The organism is Pseudomonadota bacterium, assembly GCA_008501635.1.
Classification (GTDB): domain Bacteria; phylum Pseudomonadota; class Gammaproteobacteria; order QQUJ01; family QQUJ01; genus QQUJ01.
The window spans coordinates 567,539-593,868 of sequence record QQUJ01000018.1 but is presented as its reverse complement, the minus strand read 5'-3'; the positions used below and the strand labels follow the sequence as shown (position 1 = coordinate 593,868).

16 protein-coding genes and 1 tRNA gene are annotated in these 26,330 nt (G+C 57.4%); 5 read left to right on the top strand and 12 right to left on the bottom strand.

What is annotated here, in order from left to right:
• The 3 genes from DWQ09_12665 to DWQ09_12655 all read right to left on the bottom strand — a co-directional run.
• The coding region (locus tag DWQ09_12665) for a transposase (protein KAA3627987.1) at positions 1–338 on the bottom strand (338 nt) is incomplete at its 3' end.
• A gap of 172 nt (positions 339–510) precedes the next feature.
• Positions 511–1,449 carry a glycosyltransferase gene (locus tag DWQ09_12660; protein KAA3627986.1) on the bottom strand — a complete coding sequence of 313 codons (939 nt, stop codon included), beginning with the start codon at positions 1,447–1,449 and terminating at the stop codon, positions 511–513.
• Positions 1,450–1,456: 7 nt separating this feature from the next.
• Positions 1,457–2,695, bottom strand: coding sequence for an O-antigen ligase family protein (locus tag DWQ09_12655; protein KAA3627985.1), 1,239 nt, complete (start codon positions 2,693–2,695; stop codon positions 1,457–1,459).
• A gap of 231 nt (positions 2,696–2,926) precedes the next feature.
• Here DWQ09_12655 and DWQ09_12650 point away from each other — a divergent pair, with 231 nt between their 5' ends.
• Genes DWQ09_12650 through DWQ09_12640 form a run of 3 tightly spaced genes read left to right on the top strand, consistent with a single transcriptional unit; the run spans position 2,927 to position 6,624 of the window.
• Positions 2,927–4,282, top strand: coding sequence for a serine/threonine protein kinase (locus tag DWQ09_12650; protein ID KAA3627984.1), 1,356 nt, complete (start codon positions 2,927–2,929; stop codon positions 4,280–4,282).
• A 28-nt stretch (positions 4,283–4,310) separates the two neighbouring features.
• Positions 4,311–5,285 carry a hypothetical protein gene (locus tag DWQ09_12645; GenBank protein KAA3627983.1) on the top strand — a complete coding sequence of 325 codons (975 nt, stop codon included), beginning with the start codon at positions 4,311–4,313 and terminating at the stop codon, positions 5,283–5,285.
• 13 nt (positions 5,286–5,298) lie between these two features.
• The gene (locus tag DWQ09_12640; protein KAA3627982.1) at positions 5,299–6,624 is read left to right on the top strand and encodes a 30S ribosomal protein S12 methylthiotransferase RimO; all 1,326 of its coding nucleotides are present in this window, start codon (positions 5,299–5,301) and stop codon (positions 6,622–6,624) included.
• Between the two features lie 293 nt (positions 6,625–6,917).
• On the opposite strand, the gene DWQ09_12635 is transcribed toward DWQ09_12640, so the two are convergent.
• The 9 genes from DWQ09_12635 to DWQ09_12595 all read right to left on the bottom strand — a co-directional run bounded on the left by DWQ09_12635 (position 6,918) and on the right by DWQ09_12595 (position 22,332).
• Positions 6,918–7,397 (bottom strand): transposase, encoded by a 480-nt coding sequence (locus DWQ09_12635; protein ID KAA3627981.1) that lies wholly within the window; start codon positions 7,395–7,397, stop codon positions 6,918–6,920.
• 180 nt (positions 7,398–7,577) lie between these two features.
• Positions 7,578–8,627 (bottom strand): hypothetical protein, encoded by a 1,050-nt coding sequence (locus tag DWQ09_12630; protein ID KAA3627980.1) that lies wholly within the window; start codon positions 8,625–8,627, stop codon positions 7,578–7,580.
• Between the two features lies 1 nt (position 8,628).
• The gene (locus tag DWQ09_12625; protein ID KAA3627979.1) at positions 8,629–9,699 is read right to left on the bottom strand and encodes a 3-deoxy-7-phosphoheptulonate synthase; all 1,071 of its coding nucleotides are present in this window, start codon (positions 9,697–9,699) and stop codon (positions 8,629–8,631) included.
• 204 nt (positions 9,700–9,903) lie between these two features.
• Positions 9,904–11,535: an HlyD family type I secretion periplasmic adaptor subunit gene (locus DWQ09_12620; GenBank protein KAA3627978.1), complete on the bottom strand. Its 1,632-nt coding sequence runs from the start codon at positions 11,533–11,535 to the stop codon at positions 9,904–9,906.
• Positions 11,536–11,707: 172 nt separating this feature from the next.
• On the bottom strand, positions 11,708–13,900 hold the full coding sequence (locus tag DWQ09_12615; protein KAA3627977.1) for a type I secretion system permease/ATPase: 2,193 nt from the start codon (positions 13,898–13,900) through the stop codon (positions 11,708–11,710).
• 153 nt (positions 13,901–14,053) lie between these two features.
• On the bottom strand, positions 14,054–20,782 hold the full coding sequence (locus DWQ09_12610) for a hypothetical protein (GenBank protein KAA3627976.1): 6,729 nt from the start codon (positions 20,780–20,782) through the stop codon (positions 14,054–14,056).
• Positions 20,782–21,363, bottom strand: a complete 582-nt coding sequence (locus DWQ09_12605; protein KAA3627975.1) for a hypothetical protein — start codon at positions 21,361–21,363, stop codon at positions 20,782–20,784. Before DWQ09_12605 ends, DWQ09_12610 begins: the two co-directional genes overlap by 1 nt.
• Complete coding sequence (locus tag DWQ09_12600) at positions 21,360–21,626, bottom strand: hypothetical protein (protein ID KAA3627974.1); 267 nt, start codon at positions 21,624–21,626, stop codon at positions 21,360–21,362. The genes DWQ09_12605 and DWQ09_12600 overlap by 4 nt, the downstream gene beginning before the upstream one ends.
• A 4-nt stretch (positions 21,627–21,630) precedes the next feature.
• Complete coding sequence (locus DWQ09_12595; GenBank protein ID KAA3627973.1) at positions 21,631–22,332, bottom strand: transposase; 702 nt, start codon at positions 22,330–22,332, stop codon at positions 21,631–21,633.
• A 467-nt stretch (positions 22,333–22,799) separates the two neighbouring features.
• On the opposite strand from DWQ09_12595, the gene DWQ09_12590 reads away from it, so the two are divergent.
• Together DWQ09_12590 and DWQ09_12585 are read left to right on the top strand one after the other, a co-directional pair.
• A tRNA-Arg gene (locus DWQ09_12590) sits at positions 22,800–22,876 on the top strand.
• A 989-nt stretch (positions 22,877–23,865) separates the two neighbouring features.
• Complete coding sequence (locus DWQ09_12585) at positions 23,866–25,077, top strand: PAS domain S-box protein (GenBank protein ID KAA3627972.1); 1,212 nt, start codon at positions 23,866–23,868, stop codon at positions 25,075–25,077.
• The last annotated feature ends 1,253 nt before the right edge of the window (positions 25,078–26,330 follow it).

Sequence of the window (26,330 nt, the reverse complement as noted above, 5' to 3'; positions counted from 1 at the left end):
TCCAGCAGATGACGAAAATTGAGAATCGTCGTCTCGTCGGGAACCGGCTCACGCCCAAGGTCAATGCCGGCGAAAAGACACATGGAGCGAGATTCATACAACGCTTCCTCGGCGCCTGGATCCGACAGGTTGAACCAGTGTTGGAGGAAGTAGATGCGCAACATCCGTTCCAGTTCAATGGGGGGGCGCCCGTTTCCCGCTTTGGGGTAGTGGGGTTCGATGAGCTCACAAAGCTGATCCCATGGAACCACAGCATCCATCTCCGAGAGAAACTTCTCTCGCCGGGTTGGTTTTCGAAATTGCTCAAATTCCCCCGCGGCAAATGTTTGCTGTTTCATCGTTTTCTACCGGTTCCAAATAATGCGTGTATTGTCGCAAACTTTGGGACTTAATCAGAGATGCCTTCATATTTGTCCTTGGTTTAGGTTGTGGGTATTTCTTTTGTCTCGTGCGTTATTTGCCACACTCATGCCGATCTCCGAGACCCTGCACAGTCCTACTCGACTGTTTTTATTGGTCTGCCGTCACATAGAATGCGAGTGTTTTCTCTCTTCTCTTTCCAAGTAATCGTCCCACGGCATAGAACAGTCCCACGTAATATTGCCAATCCATAGCTACCCATCTCGTGAGTAATGAACCCGCCAAAAATAGCAAGTGCACTCTCCATTCCATCGCAGTATCCATATGTCTCCAGGTAAATATAAACTTGTTCCTGTTGGACACTATTTTTCTATTTGTGCGCGATCGGTGTGCGCCAATGGTCGAACTTAGTTGATGCCAAACGATCGCTTCTGGAAGATATTTGACTATCATCCCACTTTTAATCGCACGAACAGCTAAGTCACAATCCTCCCAATAGTAGGGCGTGAATATTTCGTCGAAACCATCAAGGATCCATAAGTCCGATGTCCTGCAGACAAAGCAGCATCCCAGCTTAGACAGCTCATATTTGTAGCCCTTGCCGGGGATCTCCTCGCGTGTCTTGAATTTGAAGAATCCCCTCTTAAAAAACATAAGCGTAGAACGCTCTATATTTAGCACTTTGCCGGGATCATCTATATAATTGACGATACTGCCCTTTACCGCAAACAGCTCGCCCTTTTCTAGTGCGCTGATACAAACTTCAAAATAGTTTTCCGCAAAAGTCACGTCAGTATTGCTTATGCAAGTGTACTTATATTTTGCTCGTGCTATACCGTTGTTGCAGGTAGTTGAAAACCCACGATTCACACTGCTCGCCACCACACTTATTTGCGGGTAGCAGGACTGCAGAAAAACAATGCTGTCGTCGGTGGACGAATCATCCACGACAATTATTTCCCACGGCATATCAACCTGATCCAACGCCTTTAGAATCGATGGAATATTCTTCTCCATCAGGTGTTTGCCATTGTAATTCGGGAGTACAACGCTTATGCCCGGCGGGAAGTTGTTTGATCTCAGCATCATCCGGGAATCAACTGGATCGATCGTAGTTCCGAGCGATCACTGATAAACAGACCGCCTGCATTAAAGCAAAATACATAATGAGCTGCGAATGTGCCGTCCAATTTTCCGTAAGTCCGAATACAGCAAAAACGACTGTGATCATTATACCCAGTACCGATCCTTGATTTGCTTCCGTACCGATGCTGGTCCGCCGATAGAAACGTAAGTACATCGTCAGGGGATACACAACCAATGCCGTCAGAAGACCCACAAGACCCACTATGCCAGTGGTGGCCAATGCTTCCAGATAGATGTTGTGTGCATAGCCATGTAGAACGCCAAGATCTGTTTCACCCCTGCTCATCTTCTCGGCGAGTTCATACTGATAATCGCCAACTCCAATACCCACGATAGGACTGCTCATCCACATTTCAAGCGCTGTTTTCCACATCAGCCACCGTTGACCCAAAGAAGTCTGCATACTGGTGCCACTTATTAACAGCTGAAAATCCGTGTATGCCTGAGCCAACCTCTCTATCACCAGATCCCTGACAAAAAAGAAAATTGCCGCCACTAATAGCCCGCCACTGGCAAGCGCCAGCGTACGCTTCCTCGCGTTTTCCGGCCGGTTCAACAGCAAAACAACGACGGCACCGAACATCAAACCAAGCCACGCACCCCGCGATGTTGAGAGCACCGCCGAAACAAGGCATAGAACACCCCCCCCGGCAGCAGCAATTCTTTCCCACCCATACTTCGCATTTAGAAGCCATGTGAGGGCTATCAGTGCGCTGGTCACCGCCATGCTGCCGAACATGATCTGGTTGTAGGGTCCTTTCGCAGCAGGATATCCAAGGACATAGACTTCGTAACTGGCCACCGCCATGAAACTTATCCCGGCGAGGGACGACCCCAGCAAGAGGTTTTGAACACGCGATTTCGATACAAGAAACATGTGATAAAAAACCGGAAGTAGCACTAACAGGAGTATTTTCCGGGTTTGTTTTAGCGACCCCTCCCAGTTATCCACGTATAGGTACGATGGCAATATGCACGCCAGGTAAACAAGCAGCAGGAGCGCGAATATTTTGATTTCGCGCTGCAGACCAATCTTCTTTCTGAGGAGATACCAAACACCCAGAATAAATAGCACCCAGTACGAAGTACTTACCCCGTGACGAAAGGCCGAAACAGTTTGAAACGCGAAAACAATAAAAACTACTAGATAATCCGGGTTGAATGCTCTTCTCAGTTGCAAGGGTCCCATTTCTTTGTTTCTCACGCCATCGTGAAGCTGACTTCGGGGCGTTGCTTGCGCTCCCGGTCAGACCGCCACTGCAAGGCAATGTAACAACCTTTTCCCATCGACACAGAAGACAAAACGCCCGGCTCAGCCCTTTTTATCATCCCTCTACGACCCGGCGATACTGGGAACTCGTTAAAACGCAGTCACAGTTTTAGTCATGCCGCATAGCCCCCATAACTTCGCTACCGTATAATGTCCGATCTCCCCTTCGACGACAGCGCTATGGCGGAAGAACCAGGACAAAAACCTCTGCAAGACCAAGACATACCCGACAAAATCGGTAAATACGAACTGGTCATGGCCATCGCCCGCGGCAGTATGGGTGCGGTCTACTTCGCTGACGACTCGTTCGGGAACCGTCCGGTGGCGATCAAGGTGGCCCATTCCAAGGTGTTGCAGGATAAGCAATACGGCAAGCTCTATCAAAGGATGTTTTTCAATGAGGCGCAGACGGCGGGGATGCTGCACCATCCGAGCATTCTGGAGATGTACGATGCCGGCGTCGAGGATGACTGCTTCTACATCGTAATGGAGTACGTGGAGGGGGGCGGCACGCTCAAAGGCCACATCAAGCCGGATACCCTGCTCCCCATCGAGAAAGTGATCGAAATCATTTTTCGCTGCGCACGGGCACTCGACTACGCTCACAGCAAAGGGGTCATTCACCGCGATATCAAGCCCAGCAACATCCTGCTGACCCCGGATATGGAGGTCAAGCTGGCGGATTTCAGCATCGCCTATGTCAACGAACCCGATATGACCCTTACCCAACCCATGGGTCTGGTGGGATCACCGCTCTATATGTCGCCCGAGCAGGTGCGCGAGGAGGAGCTCAATCATCAGACGGATCTCTTTTCCCTCGGTGTGGTGATGTACGAGATGCTGACCGGGAAGCACCCGTTTGCCGCCACCAGCTTTTCTCAGCTGATCCACAAGATCACCAATCAGGATCCAAGATCGCCGCGCCAGTTGCGACCAGACATCCCCGAACCGCTGGAGGCCATTGTGCTGAAGGCCATCGCCAAGGATCGCAAGGTGCGCTTTCAGACCGGGGCGGAGTTCGCCGCTGCGCTCAGCGATGCCTTCACCACCCTGGATCAACCCGAACAGGAGATCTCCAGCCAGGAAAAATTCCTTGCCGTTCGGGAGCTTAGGTTCTTTCGCGACTTTCCGGAGTCGGAAATCTGGGAGGTGATCCGGGCCAGTACCTGGATGGAGTTCGGCCCCGAGGAGGAGATCCTCATCGAGGGCGAGATCGACGAGGCTTTTTACATCATCACCACCGGCGAGGTTCAGGTAAAGAAAGGGAAATCGGTGATCGGCTCGCTCGGCCTGGGCGATTGCTTCGGCGAAATGGGCTATGTCGCCAAGACCAAACGCATCGCGAGCATCGTGGCCAATTCCGATGTGGCCGTCATGAAGGTCACCTCTACGCACATCGATCAGACCTCGCTGTCGTGCCAGCTCAACTTCCATAAGGTATTCTTGCGGACATTGATCGGACGCCTGTCGCGCGCCACCGAGCGCCTCGCTCAGACGGGCATCTAGACTCCCTGGGTTTCGGGCAAGGGTAACTATGCGACCAAACAGCTCCGCCATCGGTTTGCTCGCGCTCTGCGGCGTGCTTGCCACCTCGATCATCGTGCCCCTTTCGCAGCCCCACGCGCGTATCGAACCATCGCCCCCCGAGCGTTCCTCTTTCGACTACCTGCCTCTTTCTGCATCGGGTACAACGCTTCTGGAGCGCAAAGGAATCAACGTACTGGCGATCCATACGCGGTCCGCCGAAGAGCTGGATGCACTGTTCCAGGACCTGGACTTCAAGTGGCCGTTCGATGCCAGCGTGGAGATACCACCCCTCGAAGTGACGGCACTCCCCCTCGATCTCGATCAGCTCGATGTACGCAAGAAGAAATCGGTTTTCTTTCGTACCCTGCTCCCGTTGGTAGCCATGGAGAACCGCATCATTCGGGAGCAACGCGATTTCATCAAGCAAGCCTTTCGCGACGGGCCTTTGGCGCCCGACAGCAAGGTCGCGGCTGCCATCGAAGACATTGCAAAACATTATCGAGTCACGGGGGACCTGAATTCGCGTCTGTTTCGCGAATCCCTGATGCGACGCGTTGACGTGGTTCCTGCCGGGCTGGTATTGGCCCAGGCCGCCAACGAGAGCGGCTGGGGCACATCGCGTTTTGCGCAGAACGCCAACAACCTCTTTGGCGTCTGGACCTACAAGCGGCGGGCCGGCATGGCCCCCATCGACCGTGATGAAGGGGCGAAACATGCGGTCCGTGCTTATCCATCCCTGCGGCGGGCGGTGCGTTCCTACCTCTTCAATATCAATGTCGGCCATGCCTACCAGGAATTGCGCCAACTGCGGGCCGCGATGCGCCAGGCAGGTGAGCCGCTCGATGCCCACGAACTCGCGGCCGGACTGGTCCGCTACTCCAGTCGTGGCGAGGCCTACGTCGAGGAGATCCGTCGACTCATTCGTATCAACAAACTGAACGACATGGTCAATCTAAGATTGACCACGGCGGACAAACCTTAGTCCGGTTTCCGTCATGCCCCGACACGCATCGCCCGCCATCGGCTTCGTCAGCCTGGGCTGCCCCAAGGCACTGGTAGATTCGGAACGCATCATCACCCGACTGCGGGCTGAAGGTTACGGGATCGCCCCCAGCTACGAAGGGGCCGATCTGGTAATCATCAACACCTGCGGCTTTATCGATAGCGCAATCGAGGAATCCCTCGACACCATCGGCGAGGCGCTGGCGGAAAACGGACGAGTCATCGTCACCGGCTGCCTGGGCACCAACGCCGGACGTATCTGGGAAGCCTTTCCCCAGGTGCTGGCTGTCACCGGACCGCAGGCCTACGAGGAGGTGATGGCCGCCGTACACCAGCACCAACCGCCCCCCGAACACCCCCACGTGGCGCTGATCCCTGCGCAGGGCCTGAAGTTGACCCCGCGTCACTACGCCTATCTCAAGATCTCGGAGGGCTGCAATCACCGCTGTCGATTCTGCATCATCCCCCAGCTCAGGGGCGATCTGGTCAGTCGGCCCATCGGCGAGGTGATGAGTGAGGCGGAAGCTTTGGTCAACGCCGGCGTCAAAGAGCTGCTGATCATCGCCCAGGACACCAGCGCCTACGGCATGGATGTGCGTCACCGCAGCGGTTTCTGGAACGGGCGCCCCATCAAAACCCGCATGTTTGATTTGGCGCAGGCGCTGGGCAGTCTGGGGGTCTGGATCCGGCTGCACTACATCTATCCCTACCCGCATGTCGATGAACTATTGCCCTTGATGGCCGACGGCCAGATCCTGCCTTACCTGGATGTGCCGTTGCAGCACGCCAACGAGCGTATCCTGCGTTCGATGCGCCGCCCCGCCAACGAAGAGGATATGCTGGCTCGCATCGATCGATGGCGCGAAATCTGCCCCGACATCACGCTGCGCAGCACATTCATCGTCGGTTACCCCGGCGAAACCGACGCTGAATTCGATCAGCTTCTTGCCTTTTTGCGCAAGGCCAAGCTGGATCGCGTCGGCTGCTTTACCTACTCGCCCGTGGAAGGTGCTCCGGCCAACGATCTGTCCGATCCGGTACCCGAGGAGGTAAAGCTGGAACGGCAGGCCCGGTTGATGGAACTGCAGGCGGAGATCAGCCGCGACAGGCTGGCCACCAAACGAGATCGACGCCTGAGAGTGCTTGTGGACGAGGTCGCAGGAGAGCAGGCCTTCGGGCGCAGCACCGCCGACGCGCCGGAGGTGGACGGCACCGTGATAATCGAGCAGGGAAGCGACCTCAAACCAGGCGACTGGTGCGAAGTGCGGGTGGTGGACTCGGACGAGCACGATCTGTGGGCCGAGCTGTCGGAGCCGTAGGAGCGAATTCATTCGCGATCCCATCGCCCAAGCGTCGCCACACCCCTTTCGCGGTTGAAACCGCTCCTACAACAACCGCACGCTCCCCGTAGGAGCGAATTCATTCGCGATCCCATCGCCCGAGCGTTGCTACACCCCCTTCGCGGTTGAAACCGCTCCTACGACAACCGCGCATCCTGTAGGAGCAAATTCATTCGCGATCCTATCGTCCGTGCGTCGCCCACACCCCTTTCGCGGTTGAAACCGCTCCTACGACAACCGCACGCTCCCCGTAGGAGCGAATTCATTCGCGATCAATCCAGCCAGACAGCATCCCAATGGGGATACTCCGCCAACCTCTCAACCAATCCGGCCCGCAGCGGGTTGGCCACCACGTATCGCGCCAGCACCCGCAGGTCTTCGTCATCGCGCACACCGTGATCATGGAAGCTCTGTTGCCAGACACGACCACTGCGCCGCAGGCCCCCATTGATGCTGCGGGCCGATCTCCCCTTGAGTGACTTGATCAACTGCGCGAGCGAACAGGATCGCTCCAATATGAACAGCCAATGCAGGTGATCCGGCATCACCACCCAAGCCAAGGACCGAAGCCAGCCTGACTGCTCGTGGTAACGCATTTCGTGGATCAGAATGCGCGCGACACACAGGTCGCGAAAAATAGGATTTCGTTCGTGGGTGACCGTCGTAATCAGATAGGCATGATGCGGTAAAGACCACCGGCCACGTCGTAACGAACGATGACCGGGACCCGTGCCCCATGGTTTGACCGGCATATCGCTATCGCCCTCCTTGGCGAAAATTCATTTCTGATCGTAATACGGCACCGTATTACGGCATGCTCTTCGCGGTTGAAACCGCTCCTACACCACCGTATTGAAACCCTTCGCGGCTGAAGCCGCTCCTACAGGCGATGCCAGTGATTTGGTAGGGGCGATTTCAATCGCGATCCAGACCTACTGTTTCACCACCAACCACAGGTGGCTGTACCAGTAGAAACGTCCCTGGGGACCGGGAACCGTGCAATTGTAACGACTCCGTCCCTGAGCCAGGGCTGCGCGTGCGCGTACCGCGATCCTGGTGTACGCAGTATCGAGCCACTGCAACTCGGCAGGTTCTTGACCGGTTACATAGCAGCGCATCTCTTTCGCGCGCGGCAGGCGCTTCTCCAACTGCAGTTCCAGTCGGGGTGGATTCTCATTCGCGATAATGGGATTCCACGGTGTCGCCTGCCGTACGGGCAAGGCAAGACTGTCTGCCTTGTTCGCGAATTGCTCAATCGGCGCGAAAGCCTCCGCCATAGGAAACCGCGGCAGCGCTCTCGGGTCTGCGTAGCGACCCACCGCGCCGGAATGTTGACCAAACGCGACGTAACCGGAATCCCGTACCAGGTTGGCCAGCGGTTCGTCGTACTCACCGTAGGGATAGGCGAAGAGCTTCTCCTCTACACCCAGTTCCTCGCTCAGCCGCTGTTGCGCCCGGTCGAGCTCCCACTGCATGCGCTCGCGCCACTGGGAATCGGTTTCGCCTGTTTTTCGGCGCACCAGATAGTCGTGCGTGACGCCGTGATTGCCGTAGCTCACGCCATGCTCGCCCATCTCGCGCATCTGCTCCCATGTCATGAAACCGGCCAGGCGCTGGTCGACCGCCTGGGTGCTGACGAAGACGGTGAAGGGCCAGCCGCGCGCCTTAAGCCGCGGAAAGGCCTCGGTGTAGACAGAGAGATAGGCGTCGTCGACCGTGATCACCACGGTCCGATCCGGGATATCGCGGCCTTCGCGGTGATGCGCGACGACTCGGTCAAGCGGCCAGATTGCAAAGCCCTTGCGATCCAGATAATCGAGATGCGCCTCGAACTGTTCGAGGCGCACATTGGTGGAGGCGTGACGATCCTCGCCGAAGCGATGATAGAGAAAGACCACCGCGTCTGCTGACACCGATTCCGCCAGCAGTACCAGACCACTCAGGGCCACCAAGCCAAGCGCTTTCATCCACTTTCCTATCATGTTAACCGCTCGACTTTACCAACTGCCGGCGGGCACGCACCGCCTCCGCCAGTTCACCCAGCAGCATTTCGGTATCCTGCCAGCCCATGCAGGCATCGGTGACGCTCTGCCCGTAGATCAGTTCTTTGCCCGCCTCCACCGACTGGCTGCCCGCCACCAGATGGCTCTCCAGCATCACCCCGAAGATGCGCTGATCGCCGCGGGCGACCTGCATCGCCACCGCGCGCGCCACGTCGACCTGGCGATCCGGCCGTTTGCGGCTGTTGGCATGACTGCAATCGATCATGATGCGCGCCGGCAACCCCGCTGTCGCCAGCAGCGCCGCGGCATCGTCCACGCCGGCCGGATCGTAGTTCGGATGCGACCCCCCCCGCAGTATCACGTGGCAATCGTCGTTACCGGAGGTGGCAAAGATCGCCGAGTGCCCCTCTTTCGTCACCGAGAGGAAATGATGGGAGTGCGCCGCGGATCGAATGGCATCGACGGCAATCTGCACCGCACCCGCCGTACCGTTCTTGAAGCCCACCGGACACGACAGACCCGAAGCCAGTTCGCGGTGACCCTGGCTCTCCGTAGTACGCGCCCCGATCGCACCCCAGGCAATGAGGTCGGCCACATACTGGGGGCTGATCAGATCCAGGTATTCGGTGCCCGCCGGCAATCCCATGTCGGCCAGGTCCACCAGCAGGTGACGCGCCAAACGCAGCCCGTCGTTGATCTCGAAGCTGCCATCCAGATGCGGGTCATTGATCAAACCCTTCCAGCCGACGGTGGTCCGGGGCTTCTCGAAATAGACCCGCATAACAATGCACAGCTCTTTCCCGACTCGACCACGAACCTTGACCAGGCGCTGCGCATACTCCCGTGCCGCTTCGACATCGTGAATCGAACACGGCCCCACCACCACCACGAGGCGATCGTCCTCCGCGCGCAGAATACGATGGATATCACGTCGCCCCTGATAGACCGTCTCGGAAGCCTTCTCGGTAACGGGAAAGGCGCTGACAAGCTGCTCAGGCGCAGCCAGTTCTTTGAGTTCGCGAATTCGTAGATCGTCGGTTTGGTATTTCATAAATGCCTTTGAGTCGCACCGGGTGATACATGCAGTTGAACGAGCGGTGTAGTTTAACCGCAATTGCGGCGTCGCAACAAAGCCGGGCTGCCGAGGGGTGATGGGTTAGTGGGTACGCACAGGCGGATCACCGTTCCCACGGTGCCTGTCCCCAGGCTGGGTGACAAGTCAACAGGAGCATGCCTTGGCGCGACGCACCGCAGCTCACCGCTCGCGAAAGCTCTCCCTGGCGTACTGGATCAGCGGCGAGAGAAAATACTCTATCACGCGCCGTTTTCCGGTCTTGATCTCCACCGACGTCGCCATACCGGGGGCAAGCCTCACCTCGGCACCATCGACGTTGATTGTCGGCTTCGCCATCCTGACACGGGTCGAGTAGACCAGCCCACGTTGCTCGTCGTTCATCGCATCCCGTGAAACCGACGTCACCGTGGCCGGGATCGTCCCATACCGGGTATAGGGGAAGGTTTCTATTTTTACCTCCGCCGGCTGATTCGGCCTGACGAACCCGATGTCCTTGTTGTCAATCTGAGCTTCGATCTCCAAGGAATTATCGCGCGGTACAATGATCATCAACGGTTGCGCCGGCGTTACCACGCCACCCACGGTATGCACTGCCAGTTGCTGCACCGTGCCCTCCACCGGAGAGGTAAGGCGCATGAGCCGGGTGCGGGTTTCGGCCTTGATCAACTCCTGTTCCAGTGCCGCGGCCTGCCTTTCACCTTCGGTGATTGTGTCCAGCGTGATTCGGCTTGCCTCGGCAATTAGTTCCGCGCGTTGCCCACGAATTGCTCGCAGGGCCGCGCGAATTTCATTCAGACGGCTCCTCTGGCTGGCGAGATCGGCCTCCTGTTCGATGCGCACCCGCTCGTGTTCCAGTGCAACGTGGCTGGCAACGGCTTTGCGTTCCGCGAGGCGCCTGAAATCGTCTGCCAACTGCCGGGCGATTGGCGCCGTCCTTTCCAGTTTACCCACCAACTCCCGTGTTGAGCGTAGTTCAGCCTCGCGACGTGCTATTTCAGCCTCGATCCTTTTCAGTTTGGCGACGAACTCAGCAATCTGCCCCGCCAGCAACCTCCGTGCTTCAGCGAACACCGCATCGTCCACCCCCGCAGGACGTGCCAGCTCTTCCCCTCCCGCGGCGTCCACAGCCGTCATTCCACAGTTATCGCCGCCATCAGAAAACAGGCCGTACTGACGTTCCGGAAAGCTGGCCTCGGGAGCCGCGTGCGCCGAGATGTATGTGGTTCCAGCATTCTGTTCGCGACGGATAGCTGCCTTACACCCGGGGCGAATTGGTTGCCACGAAACGTACGGCTCGGCGTTCATAGTAACTGGGTGGGAAAGGCGTGCAAGAACTGCGAGTAACGCTTGCCCCCTTGCCACCTGCAGGCGCACAGCGCCCAAATCGTTCCGGATACGGGACTCGTCGGCACGCGCAACCGTTGCATCGAATTCAATCAGAATCTCCCCCACCCTTACCGATTGCCCATCGCTGACATGGATAGCCGTGACGACCGCGGTCTCAAAGGGCTGGAGGGTCTTGGTGCGACCACTGGGTACGATCCGCCCCTGAGCCGTGGCCACGACATCGATACGTCCGAAGCTCGCCCATAACAACGCAACAGCAGCGAAGGCAATGAGCATCCACATCGCCGCACGCGGCGCAGGGGAGATTGGTGTCTCCTGCAGGGCGAGCACGGCAGGCAGAAACTGCGCTTCGTGCGGCAGCCGTTCGATGGGTTTCATCTCACCCCGGCGACACCAGGCTAGCCGGAACGCCTCGACGTAGCGCCTCAGGACATCGCGGGTGACGCACCAGCGCAGACTGTTCATTCGCCTGCACTACCGGTTATCACTACTGCACAAACGGTCTTAAAGACACCTGTGTCGGTCTTTCCCGCACAGGCGGAAATCCAGTGAGTTGACGCAATCCGGTTGCCCTCTCGCCCCAGGGAGCGGGCAAGCTTTACGGGGGCATTGAAAAGCGAGGTGATAGACACTTCATCTAACCCGTCTGCAATCGGTGGAGTCGCGCGTAGTGCCCCGCCTCATGACGCAGCAGCTCAACGTGAGTACCCGACTCCACGATCTGTCCGTGATCCATCACCAGAATGCGGTTGGACTCGCGCACCGCAGAAAGTCTGTGCGCGATGACAATCACCGTGCGCCCACGACAGATCGCTTTCATATTGTTCTGGATAACTCGCTCGCTCTCGTAATCGAGCGCGCTGGTCGCTTCATCGAAGATCAAGATGCGCGGATTGGTCATCATCGCGCGGGCAATGGCGATGCGCTGACGCTGACCACCGGAGAGTGTCGAACCGTGCTCGCCGACCAAGGTGTCATAGCCCTCGGGCAGCTCCAGGATGAACTCATGGGCACCGGCCAGTTTCGCCGCTTGAATTACCGCTTCCAGCGGTGCCCCTGGATCAGCGAGGGCGATATTGTCGCGGATCGATCTGGTGAACAGCACGTTCTCCTGCAGCACCACGCCGATCTGCCGGCGCAGGGAACCGGAGTCGGCCAACGCCAGATCCATGCCGTCCACCAGCACGCGGCCGCGCTCAGGTACGTAAAGGCGTTGAATCAACTTGGTGAGCGTGCTCTTGCCCGAGCCGGAACGGCCGACGATGCCGATCACCTCGCCGGGTGCAATACCGAGTGAGATATTCTTCAGCACCTCCGGGCTTTCGGGCCGGTAGCGGAAGAACACCCCATCAAAGGTTACCCGTCCCGCCAACGGAGGCAGGGCACCCTTATTGCCAGCCACCTCGGTACGGGTGTTGAGAATATCGCCCAGGCGCTGCACAGAGATCCCGGTCTGTTGAAAATCGGTCCACAACTGCGCCAGGCGCATCACCGGCTGAGCCACCTGACCCGCGAGCATGTTGAAGGCGATAAGCTGACCCACGGTGAGCTGACCCTCGATAACCAGCTTGGCACCCAGATACAGAGTGGCCACCGTCACCAATTTGGAGATCAATGTCACCCCGCCGTTGGCCAGCGTTCCGACTGTTGCGGTTCTGAAACTCGACGCCACGTAGGCGGCGAGTTGATTGTCCCACTTGCGCGTCCAATGGGGCTCGACCGCCATGCTCTTTACGGTATCGATGCCGCTGATGGTCTCCACCAGAAAGGCCTGGTTCTCCGCGCCGCGATTGAACTTCTCGTGCAGGCGGGCGCGCAGAACGGGTGTGTAGATCAGCGAAAGCAGGACATACATGGGCAGCGAGAGCACCACGATCAGCGTCAACCAGCCGCTGTAGAGAAACATCACGGCGATGAACACGACAGAAAAGAGCAGGTCCAGCACCAGAGTGACCGCGTTACCGGTGAGAAACGAGCGGATGTTCTCCAGTTCACGCACCCGCGCCACCGAGTCACCCACGCGCCGGGCCTGGAAATAGGCCAGCGGCAGATCGAGCAAATGACGGAACAGTCGAGCTCCCAGCTCCACGTCGATGCGGCTTGTGGTATGGGCGAACACGTAGCTGCGCAGCGCCGTGAGCGTGACCTCGAAAAGCACCACCACGGTGAGTCCGACCGCGATCACATCCAGCGTAGTAAAGCCGCGATGCACCAGCACCTTGTCCATCACCACCTGAAAGAACAGAGGAGTAACAAGCGCAAAGAGTTGCAGCACGAAGGAGACCAGCAGCGCCTCGCCGAGGAGCCTGCGGTATTTCACGATCGCCGGTATGAACCAGGTGAAATCGAACCTGGCCAGCTCTCCGGCCAACGACGCGCGCGAGGCGAACAGGATCAGCTCGCCGCTCCAGCGATCCTGCAAGTCAGGCAGGCTGAGTGTCTCGGGGCGCCCCGCGAGCGGAGACTGGATCAGCGCCTGATCGGCGTCGACCCGGGCCAGGAGGAAAAACTCGGGCGTACCCCCAACCTTTTCTCCGACCGCCATGGCAGGCAACGGTGTTCTGCCGAGCCGGGTTACATCGGTTTTGACCGCTTTGGCCTTAAGCCCCAGTTTCCGCGCGGCGAGCAGGATATCGGCAGTACGAAACGGCTCGCCATCCACAGCGAATTCGTGTGCCAGTTGAGCGGGGTCGGCCGCCACGCCGTGCAGCCGGGCCATCATCACCAAACAGGTGAGGCCGGCGTCCGGTTTCGTTACCGGAGCGGCAATCCGGTCCGTCGGCGGTTCGACAAGATTCAACTCGTTTTTTGTATGCGTCCCTGGGGCCATGCCTTCCCTGCCATCCGTGGTTCTTTCACTCGCGATCCCCCTGCGGTCGATTCACCGGGTTTTCGCGATTGAAATGGCTACTGCTTGATGATCCTCTCCATAAAAGCGAATCGATTCATGATCATCTCCCGGCAGCCATTCCGGGCGGGTGAACTACTGCCAGTTAGCGGCAATGACCGGACTGAGCGCGGTTTGGTACTCGGGCGGTAACGTGGTCTGGCCCGCCGCCGGCGGTGAGAAGGCGGCCATCGCACTCACCAGGGCGTCGACCTGACTGCTCAACAGAGTGTGGCCATCGGCGGTATGGAACGCCTCGACCTGCATCCTCGAAGAGAGATACCAGCCGGTCACGCCGATCCGGTCGTCCGTGCCAATAATGCCAATGTTCAGATCGAGTCCGTTGCGCTCGAACCAAAGCTGTTCGGCACCAACGTCCGTGCCGAAAAGCAGCGCATCGGTATCACTGCCCAATAGGTCGAACTCGACAATCCGGTCGTGCCCCCCACCGCGTCCGAAACGATAACGATCGCCACCCAAACCTCCGGTGAGGAGATCGTTGCCGGTTCCGCCATCCAGGATATCGTCACTGCGCCCACCGATCAGGGTATCGTGGCCGGCACCTCCTTTGATCAGCGCCGCGTTGTTTCCGCCCCAGAGGAAATTGTTGCCGGCATCACCTTCCACCAACGGCAAGCCCGGTTGGACCTCCAGGGTAAAGGTCTGACTGGCCACGGCACCTGCCTGATCCGTCACTGTGACGCGCAGAGAAAACCCGCCCGCCTGATCGAGGGGTGGCGTACCGCTCAAGGTATGGGTTGCCGCATCGAAACTCAGCCAGTTGGGCAACGGTTGGCCGTCTGCCCGGATCACTTCATAGGTCAACGCGTCACCGGGATCTTCGTCCACGAAACTGTCCGCGGGCAGACTGAAACTCCACGGATCGCCTCCCCGGGCCTGCTGATCGGAAATGGTCACGTCCGCCACTGGTGCGTCGTTGACGTTCAGCACATCGAGCGTCAGATCCTGGGACGCGCTGGCTCCGCTCGGATCGCTGGCGGTGATGCGGAGGGCCAGCCCACCGACATCGCCCTGTGCCGGCGTGCCGGACAGGGTACCGGTGGCGGCATCGAAGTCCAGCCAGTCGGGAAGCGCACCGCCGTCGGTCAGCGCCGCCGTCAACGTCAATGCTTCGCCGTCTTCGTCGTTGAAGGTGTCGGCTGGAACGACAAAGGCAAAGGTCTCGTCCTCGTTGATGGACAGCGATGCGGGCAGCGGCGCGTTCGCCGCCGGTGCATCGTTGACGTTCTGCACATCGAGCGTCAATTCCTGAGACGCGCTGGCTCCACTCGGGTCGCTGGCGATTATGGTGATACCCAGACCTCCGACATCGCCCTGCGCCGGTGTACCGGTCAGCATTCCAGTGGCGGCATCGAAGTTCAGCCATCCGGGCAGCGTGCCTCCGTCGGTCAGGGTTGCCGCCAGCGTCAAAGTGTCGCCATCCTCGTCGATGAATGCATCGCTCGGGATGGTGAACTGGAAGGCTTCGTCCTCCCGCACGGTGAGGGACTCAGGCAGCGCAGCACCGACAACCGGTGCAACGTTTATTGGCCGACCGTCGAGCAATGCCGCGATATCTTCGCGATCCCACACGGTTCCGTCGGCGAACTCGACACGCGTCAGTTGATTGATCACGGCATCGCCCCAGTGTTCGAACTCCACGGCATCCTGTCCGTTTGTGTGCTGGAAGATAAGATGATTCTCCAGACACAGAACTTCGATATCCGATGCCGCAATTGAGCTGCCAAAGCGCAGGATATCGCTGCCGGCCAGCAACTGCTCCATGAGCCCTGATTCCACCGCCTCGGCGTCGTCCCAGTTTCCGAGCGCCTCATCATGGAACAGATCGGTAATGCGGTCATACCCGTCACCCACATCGAACAGAAACAGATCCGATCCGGCAGTGGCCCAGATACTGTCATTGCCCCCACCACCCTGATAAATATTGCCTTCGTCGGAAAGGTCTGTAACGAATCGACGAAAATCCAGTGAAAAATCTTCTATGAGGGAGCTTCCGAGCAACACATCGCCGCTTTCGCTGCCGACGAGAACATCCCTTCCTTCGCCCCCCGCCAGCACGGCAATATCCGATACAGGACCGTCCACGCGTGACGAAGAGGGCCCTCCCAGGGATACCGCCGTCAGCACATCGTCACCGGCCCCTCCATACACGATACCGCTACCCGTCAGAACGTCCCCGTCCGAGTGTGCATCCAACTCGGGCGCAAAACCCGCAATGTCCAGCAGACCGGCAAACGCTATTCGGTGGCCATCGGCGAACTCCACATAGTCCAGACCAAGCCCCGCCCGCTGATCGCTGTGGGGCAGCACGATCGTGATCCCATCATTGTCGGTCCAGTTGATTGTGAAGGTCGCGTGCTCCGACCAGACACGCTCATTGGCGCTATCAGGCATGTACAAGCTCGAAGCCATGGTCGTACCGAGGGAATAGCTCAGATCGCTTTCGGTGACCCCCTCGGGCAGAACCAATGTATCCATTCCGGAATCCGGCGAGGCCTCCCAACCGTCCTCAAAAAGCGTATCCATCCCGGTCAGGCTCTGGATGCGATAAACATCGCCGCCCATGCCTCCAAACATAGAGTCATCGCCATCGCCGCCCATCAGCACATCCATGCCGATGCTGCCATAGAGTCGGTCGTCACCCTCATTGCCCCACAGCAGACTGCCGGGCATATATTCCGCGTCGACCCAATCGCTGCCAGGCACTGTCATGACACCGGAATTGGAGTAGACGTGCTTCGATGACTCCATAAGCCCGGCATCCAATGTGTCGTTGCCCGCACCTCCGTCGACCAGATTGAACGCGCCGTAGCCCGTATTGTGAAAGCGAAAGGTATCGTCTGCCTCCCCGAAGCGCACATCGACAATCTGCTGGACCGCTTCATAATCACGATATTTGTGCCGGACACCCAGCTCAACCTGAACGGCTTCGCCAAGGAAGGTGGTCGATGTGGCCGGTAGTGTGCGCTCGTACAGCGACTCTGTGGGTGTCTCTATCGTTGTGTCGATGGTCACGTGATAGGTCGAATGCAGTATCCCCGTGCCGTCGTCATCCTGGAACACAGCGACATTCTCCTTCTGGTACGCACCGTCCGCTTGCTGGTGATACCCATTGGCAAACAAGGCGGTGGAGTAGTACGCGTGAGCCCAATCGCTGAAGCCTTGATAAATCTGGGCAACCGTTCCCCCGATATCGAAACCGATCAAGCCGGAAGCAGCAGCCTGATCGAGCGTGAAACTGCCTCCCGCTGCATCTTCCAGCGCCCACGACTGGTCGCGTTCAAAAAAACCACGCAATACCGCGCCATCATTCGCACCCGGCAGACTGACAATCAGATCTTGCCCAATGCGCATGTACGACAACTCATCGAGCGTCACGCCCGGCAGTAATTCCAGAACCGATGACCCGCCTTGAGTTTCGTCGATTACATCGCGCCCCGATCCCGGGCCAATGCGGTAGCGATCCACGCCGTCACCTCCGAACAGGTGATCGTCGCCCGCGCCGCCTACAAGGATGTCGTTTCCCCCGTGGGCATGCAGATGATCATCGCCCGCGCTGCCGATCAGCGTGTCATCACCGCTTCCCAGCCAGGCCTCCCCGGGTTCGCTTAACGAGAACTCGTACGATTGCGTCATGTAGGTGCCGATCAACTCGGCGGGGGTCAGGCTCTGTGCGCCCAGTTGGTAGTTCTGAACCGCGCCCGCAATACCGCCTGCAATTTGCAGCGTACCACTCTGAGACAGATTGAGATTGAGTACGGCATTGCCGTCCGCACCGTAAGCGAGTGTCGCTTGCAACGCGGACGCATCGACTGCGCCGAGAACGATCGTGTCGCTGCGATCGCCATCGGTAATGACGTCGTTACCCGATCCGCTTTGAATGATGAAAGTATCCGCGCCGCTGCCTCCCGTGAGTACATTGTTCCCCGGACCACCCACCAGCACGTCATTGCCCGCGCCCCCGTTCAGCCGGTCGTTGCCGTCACCACCGTAGAGTTGATCGTCGCCGTTGCCGCCATACAGCTCGTCGTTACCCGTCCCGCCTTGCAACATGTCGTTGCCGCCATTTCCATACAAACGGTCGTCGCCCACACCACCATAGAGATGATCATCGGAACCCGCACTGTCGTTGCCGTTGTCGCCGTACAGCGTATCGTTCCCACTGCCGCCGTAGAGGGTGTCGCATCCGGAACCACCGTAGGCGGTATCGTTGTCGGCGCCCCCGTCTATATGGTCATTTCCCTGCTGCCCCAACAGCTCGTCGTCCCCCGCGCCTCCCAACAAGATATCTGCCCCATAGAAACCGGCTAACCGGTCATTGTCCGCGCCACCGAGCAATGTATCGTCCCCCGCGTTGCCGATCAGCAGATCATCGCCGCTGCCGCCCGAGAACCAGTTTGGCTCTGTATCCAATGTCTCTCTACGGATGCTGGTCAGAGTGTAAAAATCCGGCGACGAACCGGACTGGTAGCTGATCACCCCGCTCTGACCCGTGGTGGGTGCATAGGTGAAGGGCATCGCATGATGATCTGTTGAGATCCCACTGAACTCAGTTTGCGGCGGCAGCAGCCGGTAGGTGAAGTCCATCTCACTCTGCGAGTTGAGCGCCAGATCGGGATCACGGTCGATCGCGAATCGCCAGCCGGCATCCTGCCACACCAACTCATGGATGCTGGGGAAGGTAAGCCACCCGCCGCGATCGGTAATCTCTTCAATGTACTCGTGCGCATCGACCACCACATCGTCGCCCTCACCCGCATCCACGATGTCTTTGCCGAGGGCCGTGAAGATGGCATCGTTCCCGCTACCGCCTACAACGACATCGTCGCCCTCGTAGCTGACAATCCAGTCGTTGCCAGATCCGCCATTGATGCGGTCGTTACCATACAACGTCCCGATCCAATCGTTGCCACCCAATCCCTCGGCGGAGATGTCGTCATAGAGATGGGCATCCAGCTCATCCGGCGTGGAGAACAAGTACCCGTCGTAGCGTAGGTCGTTACTCTCGGTTCCGATCAGCTCATGCGGTTTTGGCAACGGCTGAACCTCATCGCTAAGCGTGATGCCCAGTCGACCGTTGCGAAAATGCTCGACCCGCAACTTACTATCGATGATCAGCGTACCGCCGTTGTCGAGATCACCATCGAGGGCATAGGTGTGCTCACCGTCGTTGCTTTGCCAGAGGTTCTCAGCAATCCGTGAGCCGCCGCTCAACGCCAACCCGTCAACGACTATGCTGCCCACACCGTCGATGTCGACAATGGTGTCGATACCATCACCGCGGTTGTAGATGTACCTGTCGTTGCCGGTGCCGCCTTCGAGGTAATCGTTGCCGCCATAGCCTTGCAGCGTGTCATTGCCACCACCACCGTAGAGGTGATCGACATAGGTACCGAACTCCCCCCCTCGAATATCCCGATCATCCCCCACGTCACCGAAGACGTACTTGGGATAGACCGTCGCGCCGCTCGCTGCGTTTGTGAGCGTCAACAGCTGCGTCTTGTCGCGGTACTGTCCCGCCAAGTCCCGGGTGGGCGCCGCATCCGCCGGGCCATCTGCAATCCACCAGGCGTTCTTCACCGCGAGGAACCTGGCGCGGTCTTCGAGGTACTGCCCGGTGAGCCTGCCGTGACCCGTCTGCGGATCGTACAAGTCCAGCTCGCCGTTCTGGTTGTGGGTTGTATAGTCAGCGCCGATCACGGCGAAGGGGTTGAGATGAACCAGGGCGTAGCGGTAGGCGATGTCGGTCTGGGCCAGATTGGCTGTCTGTGAGGCGTCACTGTTAACAAGCGAGTTCACCTGCAGGGTGGCTTCGGCCGGCAGCATCGTGCGCAGATTCGCAATGTTCTGGTAAAGCGTGTCACGGTCGTATTCGGTCGCCGGGTACTGCTGGCCGAACAACCCGCCAATCGCGGCTACTGTCGCTTCCAGAGTATTGGCATTTGAACTTGACACCGCGCGCAGGACATCGCTGACCATTTCAGTCTCAATTGTCGCCTGCATCCGCGAGAAAAGATTGTAGACGGCCAGGGCATCGGTGAGTGTCACTATGGAGTGGTTGTGTATGGGGTTGGCATTCGATTCGATCGAAATAGTAACCGGCTCCGCCACCGCGAGTCCGATTTCGGACACCGGATCCCAGGTTGCGACGATATTGTGGATCGGTGTCGTCTCCCCGCCAGACAAACCGCCATCTGGAGATAGCGCCGTCCAGACCTGCTCGGCCACGGTTTGGTTGCCGGTGAGACCGCCCAAACCTGGGGCATCGTAGAGGTACGCTTCATTCACAGAACCGCCGTATTGAATCGCCAATCCAGTGGCGAGAAACCCCCCCAATGAATGCCCGCTTACATCAAACCCATCGTGAAGCTTGCCGCCGTCAAGCCATTCATCGATTTTCGCTACAAGCGCCTTGTACTGATCCTGATGCTCCGGCGTGCCAAGTATTCCGATATCGATGACGTTCGTACCCAAATCCTGCATGTCCTGTGTGCCACGAATTGCGACGACCTGTTTGCCCGTCCCCACCTCTTCAAAAAGTGTTACCGACAATCCGTTCGAGTACTCGACCAGGTTCCCGGTCGGAATGCCGTATTCGTCGTATTCGGGGATCATCTCGCTGTGGTTGTACTGCTCCACAACGCGCCAATGTGACGCGAAGTTGGCGGCTTGGGTGGAGGACATACCGTCACCGTCTTGTTGTAAAGCTACGCGATAAGCATCGTCTGACATCTGTCCACTCAGGTTAGCATAGGCGCCAAACGCAAGCTCGGAGTGCTCGTAATACTGATTGATGGTGTTCATCAGAAGTTCCCTTTCTGAAAGATAGATGGCTCAAGGTACGGTTTCTCTGTTGGGTTAGGACAAGTGAAACTCGACGGGTGCCAAGGCCCAGGCAGATCACCACCACCTCTGCCGTAATACACCGATTCGCCTAACACTTTTCCGTCACTCTTTCGAACTATTTTCGTATAGTAACGCACCACTTTCGGGTTGCCTTGACGCAAGTAAGTGGTTGTCGACTCATAATAGTACTCATCGTTGGAAATCATACGGGTCTTTTCAGGAATTCGCAGGTTCTCCCACTTATCAAACCACTCCGTCGGTAACACCACCTGCTCATACACCTTCACCCCCCCGTCCTTGGCGCACAACTGCCTAACCTGCGCGTCATAGTAGACCTTCCGTCCCCCGCCATACCAAAACGACGCGGAAATCCAAACAATTACACCCACTATAAGCAGCGCAATTCGTGCTGACCGACCGCTTCTAGCACCACGTATAAACCGTGCCCCATATTTGATTCCCAACCACGTCACTATGATCCATCCGACTACGATGATTGCCGGCGAAATCAGAAACAAAAACCCAAGCAGTCCCTTCATGCCGCCTCCAGTTGCATAGCCGGTGGCGCGGCTTCTGCCTCGCGATACCCATTGTCAAACAGGGCGCCGGAGTAGTACGCGTGAGCCCAATCGCTGAAGCCTTGATGAATCTCGGCAACCGTTCCCCCGACATCGAAACCGATCAAGCCGGACGCAGTAGACTGATCGAGGTCGAAACTGCCTCCCGCTGCATCTTCCAGCGTCCACGTCTGCTCCCGTTCAGAAACCCGGGCCAGAGAGCAATTGTTTCTAATATTCGCCATTCAGTTACACCCCGTATTGAGCCATGCCTTCCTCAACACATGGTCGCCCCGGTTTTGTCTGACGTCCTGTTACCCGTTCTATTTTGTCCGTGAAGTGCGACCGCCCTAGTATCAGCTCATGATTTAGCGCTTCCCGGAGATCGTTGAGCATCTCATCATCCAAATGAGACGGAAACAATTCTCGATAGCCCCTGCATCTTTCAGATGGGGAACCGCCCAGGTCCTGGTAGATGCCATGGGGTGTTAGATACTCGTTTTCGAACTCCTGCACATTGAATCCACAGCTCGACCATCGGTACTCACCAGGATGTGACACCACTTGTGCTCGCACAGGATTGAGCTCAATGTAGCTCATGCATGTGGGCAGGTAATTGTCACTATCCACCAAACTTGCTTTGTAGCGACCATCCCACAAGGTTCTCATTCGACGGTAAGTCTTGTTTACGTAGCAAACATACCGCCGTCCTAGCGCCTGCATCGTTTGCCCAATACCCTGCGCATCATCTGGCGTTACCAACAAATGCACATGATCGGTCATCAATACGTAAGCATGGATTCGACAGCCATACTTTGCTGATGTCTCTTTGAGATCCTCGAGATAACGTCGATAGTCCTGTTCAGAGAAATAGCAGGGTTCCCTTTTGTTTTCTCGTTGAATGACATGCTGCGTGTGGTAGGGAAGATTGAAGCGCGGTTTCCTTGGCATGTATCACCTCCGTGTGATTTTTAATCTCCAACGAATCAGAGCTCTCGCATTAGCCTGTGCTTATATTTGCGAAAATTGCTCTCTGTCCCGGGTTTCTCCGACCCGGTTTCTCAATCGTCGGCTGTGGCGCGCGCACTCGGCGACCGCCAGCATAAGCAAAGAGTGGAGAGAGTGATGAAACTTGAGAGTGAGACTCGATGACATGCCATCCTGGCTCCTGTCGATTGGAATGTGAGCTTCCCTAGGCTTCCTGCCATACCCGCATTATTCGGGTGTGATTCGGTTTGTCAAGCTGCAAAGACGTGTCGATCGCGATCGGGGTGCTTTCGAGACCGCATATCTCGCGGGCTATAGCTGGATTATGAAAGCATGAATTCGCGAGTGCTGGACTCGTATGGCCAATGGATAAGTTTCAGGGGCTGCAGTTGACAGGATTTGGCGTGGTCCCGATAATGCTCGCCTTTCAAGCGCCCGTAGCTCAGTTGGATAGAGTACCTGGCTACGAACCAGGTGGTCGGAGGTTCGAATCCTTCCGGGCGCGCCAGCTTAAGGGGGACCCACTGTGGTCCCCTTTTCTATGTGGCCTTTGACACCAGCGCATTCGAACCTCCGACTCTCAATCAGACGGTTCGACCAGCGGGTGCAGCCCGCGCAGAACGCCGCGCAGTGGCGGCCCCGAAGGGGTGAGCCCGTTCAACGGGGGAATAATCCTTCCGGACGTATAAATTAAGGAACCGCTGATCCATCACCATGATCCTTGGCGGACCCTGCCTGCGATGGAGAGCGAAGTGAAGGCTGGTAGTCCCTGGTAGGTACCAGAGAGGGGTCGCAGCAGCCCGCGGGGGTGTCTGAATCCACCCCTGGTGTACCCCGCAACTCATAATGTAACTTTCAGCAGGCCGAAAAGCGCTTAGCCGCAAGGCATGGCTCGCTGGCAATCGACCAACCCGGTTGTCAGGCGGCCCGGTTTCCCGAGGGCCTACTCGGACGTCCCCTCGGGTTTCATGAGGGCCGCGACACATTTGATCGGAGTGTCGCTGGAACCTATCCCAAAATCCCCCGCGAGCTGTGCCGGTCGCTCGTGGTTTCAGCGCCCGGCGCGGTGATCGTGCTTAGGTCACTCCCAATGAGTGAGCTGCAACACCGCGCTGGAGCCGCGCGCACCCGGCCCCTGCGGGTTGGCCCCAGAGGCGCGCTGGCGGTGTTCTCAGCCTACCCAGCGCGCCTCTGGGGTACAACACAGCACGCGGGGGATTCTTAGATAGGTTCTAAATATGCGGCCATCGATTGGATTGACTAGTTCAACAACTGTCCGTTGCTCGAGTCGATTGGCAACATTTTGCCCACCGAAGTCGAAGAGGCGTATGATCATAAAAAGCAAGAATCAGCCAAAGTGGCCTGACTCAAGCATGACAGTCTCCGGAGAAACCGGAGCGATTCATTATTTCAATTACCGGCCCACTTGCTAGAGACTGAAATAACCACTGATGGGCCGAGATCTCACTCATTAAGGAATATGAGTCAGGAGGGCGAATGGATACTAGGGTGCGTGAATTGATTGACCTCGCTTCCGATGCGGCCTTCGCTATCGACCACCGCTGTCAAGTCACCGCTTGGAACCGACAGGCAGAACAGCTAATCGGCTACGCATTCCGCGAAGTGATCGACCGATCCTGCGGCGAAGTTTTGCAGGCGGTGCTACCCGGCGGCGAGCCCTTGTGTGTCAATAATTGTGAATTCTTCCGGTGTTTCCAGAGTTATCTGCCTTACGGTGTGCCGACCTGCCGCATACGCTGCAAGGATGGCAATTGGGTCACGGTAAGCATCTCGTCACTCGTCATATCAAAGCAGCTCCGGGAGTCGCACACCGGTTCGGTGGTGGCCATTGTTTTTCTGCACGAAAAAGAGCAAGAGCACATTCAGATGCTGCCGCGCGGAAAGCTCCAGGTCTCCACACTCGGAAGTTTTGGGCTGGCCGTGGGGGGGCGTGATGTCACGCTCCAAAAATGGAAACGTAAGCAGGCTGTGACACTACTGAAATTTCTCGTCACCCAGGTCGGTCGTCCGATCCACCGGGAACGTATTTTTGACTGCATATGGCCCAATATCGACGAAGGCCGCGGGTGGGATCGGCTTAAAGTGACGATGTGCTACTTGAGACGACAGTTGCGTACCACCGGCATGGGCGAAGGCATTCTAAAGACCGTCGGAAACGCCTACCTGCTCAGGCGTGACGCGGTTACGGTGGATGCGGAGACCTTTGAAACCCTGACCGCAGAAGGTTGGGCGCTACAGCGTCGACAGCAGTGGGACGAAGCACTACACCGCTACAACGAAGCCGAATCTCTCTACCGGGGCGACTACCTGGAAGAAGACGTCTACGCGGATTGGTGTGCCGAAGAGCGCGAGCGGCTGCGCGAACTCTACCTGGAAATGCTTGCCGACATGGCACAATGCTACACGGAATGTGGCCGCTACGCCGAGGCAGCACGGGTCTGCCGCACGGCCCTGGTTCGCGAGCCGTGCCGGGAAAGCGTTCACCGTACGCTCATGGAACACCTGGTTAGACTCGGTCGCCCAGATCAGGCCTTGGCCCAGTTTCACGCCTGCAAACGCATTTTGGCCCAGGAACTTGCTGTGGATCCGATGCCAGAGACACAGCACCTGTATCAGAATATCCTGGCGGGAAAGACAAATGTCAAAACCGCACAGTGCATCACCCCAAGGATTCACGTCAAACCGTAGGTTGGGCCGAGCATACGAAGCCCAACGATACCCGTAGCCAATTCCCGTAGCTTGAGCTGGGCCTTCGAAGCCCGACCTACCGTAAAATTAGGGGTCTAAAATCTGTTCCCTGATTGGTGGGAACCGCCCCTTTCTTTATCCAGCGCTGATACGCGGCAAATTAACTCTCTTTTACGGCGAGACGCCGCTCCCACCGGCGGTATTCACCGGGTGCCGGCCCCGAGTGTTACCGAATTGTCACCGACACGTGATACCAACGCTATATCCCGATATCCAAGCTCCAATGCTTGCGATGAGGCAATACCGTAGACATGGAAGAATTCAGGAAGGATGGCCGGTTAACGAGCGGTTTCAGGGTAGATCTCGCTTCGTGACGCCATTTCTACCGGGGTGTTAAAGCTATGAACGACGTTTATGGAGAAAGTGCGACTACCGAAGAACCTGCAAATAATGCGAAACAGCATTCAAATTGGGGTGCCGGGCTCTTTCTTGGTGTGCTGTTCGCGGTACTGGCGTTCTTTTGGTGGCTGCTCATTTATTCAGGCGGTGTCAGCGGACATCATGGATAGTCTGTTGAGTATCTTGAGGTCTCGTCAGATTCGGTGATTATCGGGTTTTTATTATTCAATTGCCAGAATACAGATGACTGAATCCGCACCGGGGACAGGGGGTATTAATTAAAATTTTATACGTAAATGACGTTTATTCATCATCAATCCGGCCAAGCGGGCGTGAGCCGGAATCCAGGTGTGGAAAGGACATTCTGGATTTCCGCTTTCGCGGGAATGGCAACCGCCACATATGACGATTGTCATTTATGTTTGAGTCTCAATAGTTAAGGAACCCCTGATCAAGTCTGTTCAGATGAGAGTGTTGTTCAGAGGCGGTGAGGTCAAGGCGGAAAGTGCAGCTAATAGCCCGCTATTGCCAAGCTTTACAACACCGAAATCGTCGCTTCCGGGCAACAGAATCACTGGGCACGGTTTAATCAGAGGTTCCTTAACACGGATGATGTTTTAACTGACTTCCAGGTTGTGGCTGAACCGTCTGCGGGGGGGGTATGGGCGCAAAAAATAATGCACGGAAATCAAGCAACGTAATGACCTGGGTAATCGCGATCGTCATCACGCTAGCGGTGTTTTATGGTTTGGACCATTTCATTATGGGCATCCAGGGTCTGCCTCTTAACTGGAATCTGACCCCGGCGCAGTAACAATTACCCCCTAATTACTGTGAAACGACTAAGGCAAAAA

Excerpts from the sequence above, each read along its gene's own strand:
- DWQ09_12615 (KAA3627977.1), bottom strand. The coding sequence starts at position 13,900 with ATGGCCCCAGGGACGCATACAAAAAACGAGTTGAATCTTGTCGAACCG.
- DWQ09_12585 (KAA3627972.1), top strand. The coding sequence starts at position 23,866 with ATGGATACTAGGGTGCGTGAATTGATTGACCTCGCTTCCGATGCGGCC.
- DWQ09_12600 (KAA3627974.1), bottom strand. The coding sequence starts at position 21,626 with ATGGCGAATATTAGAAACAATTGCTCTCTGGCCCGGGTTTCTGAACGG.
- DWQ09_12605 (KAA3627975.1), bottom strand. The coding sequence starts at position 21,363 with ATGAAGGGACTGCTTGGGTTTTTGTTTCTGATTTCGCCGGCAATCATC.
- DWQ09_12610 (KAA3627976.1), bottom strand. The coding sequence starts at position 20,782 with ATGAACACCATCAATCAGTATTACGAGCACTCCGAGCTTGCGTTTGGC.
- DWQ09_12660 (KAA3627986.1), bottom strand. The coding sequence starts at position 1,449 with ATGATGCTGAGATCAAACAACTTCCCGCCGGGCATAAGCGTTGTACTC.
- DWQ09_12655 (KAA3627985.1), bottom strand. The coding sequence starts at position 2,695 with ATGGGACCCTTGCAACTGAGAAGAGCATTCAACCCGGATTATCTAGTA.
- DWQ09_12625 (KAA3627979.1), bottom strand. The coding sequence starts at position 9,699 with ATGAAATACCAAACCGACGATCTACGAATTCGCGAACTCAAAGAACTG.
- DWQ09_12595 (KAA3627973.1), bottom strand. The coding sequence starts at position 22,332 with ATGCCAAGGAAACCGCGCTTCAATCTTCCCTACCACACGCAGCATGTC.
- DWQ09_12640 (KAA3627982.1), top strand. The coding sequence starts at position 5,299 with ATGCCCCGACACGCATCGCCCGCCATCGGCTTCGTCAGCCTGGGCTGC.
- DWQ09_12620 (KAA3627978.1), bottom strand. The coding sequence starts at position 11,535 with ATGAACAGTCTGCGCTGGTGCGTCACCCGCGATGTCCTGAGGCGCTAC.
- DWQ09_12630 (KAA3627980.1), bottom strand. The coding sequence starts at position 8,627 with ATGATAGGAAAGTGGATGAAAGCGCTTGGCTTGGTGGCCCTGAGTGGT.
- DWQ09_12635 (KAA3627981.1), bottom strand. The coding sequence starts at position 7,397 with ATGCCGGTCAAACCATGGGGCACGGGTCCCGGTCATCGTTCGTTACGA.
- DWQ09_12650 (KAA3627984.1), top strand. The coding sequence starts at position 2,927 with ATGTCCGATCTCCCCTTCGACGACAGCGCTATGGCGGAAGAACCAGGA.
- DWQ09_12645 (KAA3627983.1), top strand. The coding sequence starts at position 4,311 with ATGCGACCAAACAGCTCCGCCATCGGTTTGCTCGCGCTCTGCGGCGTG.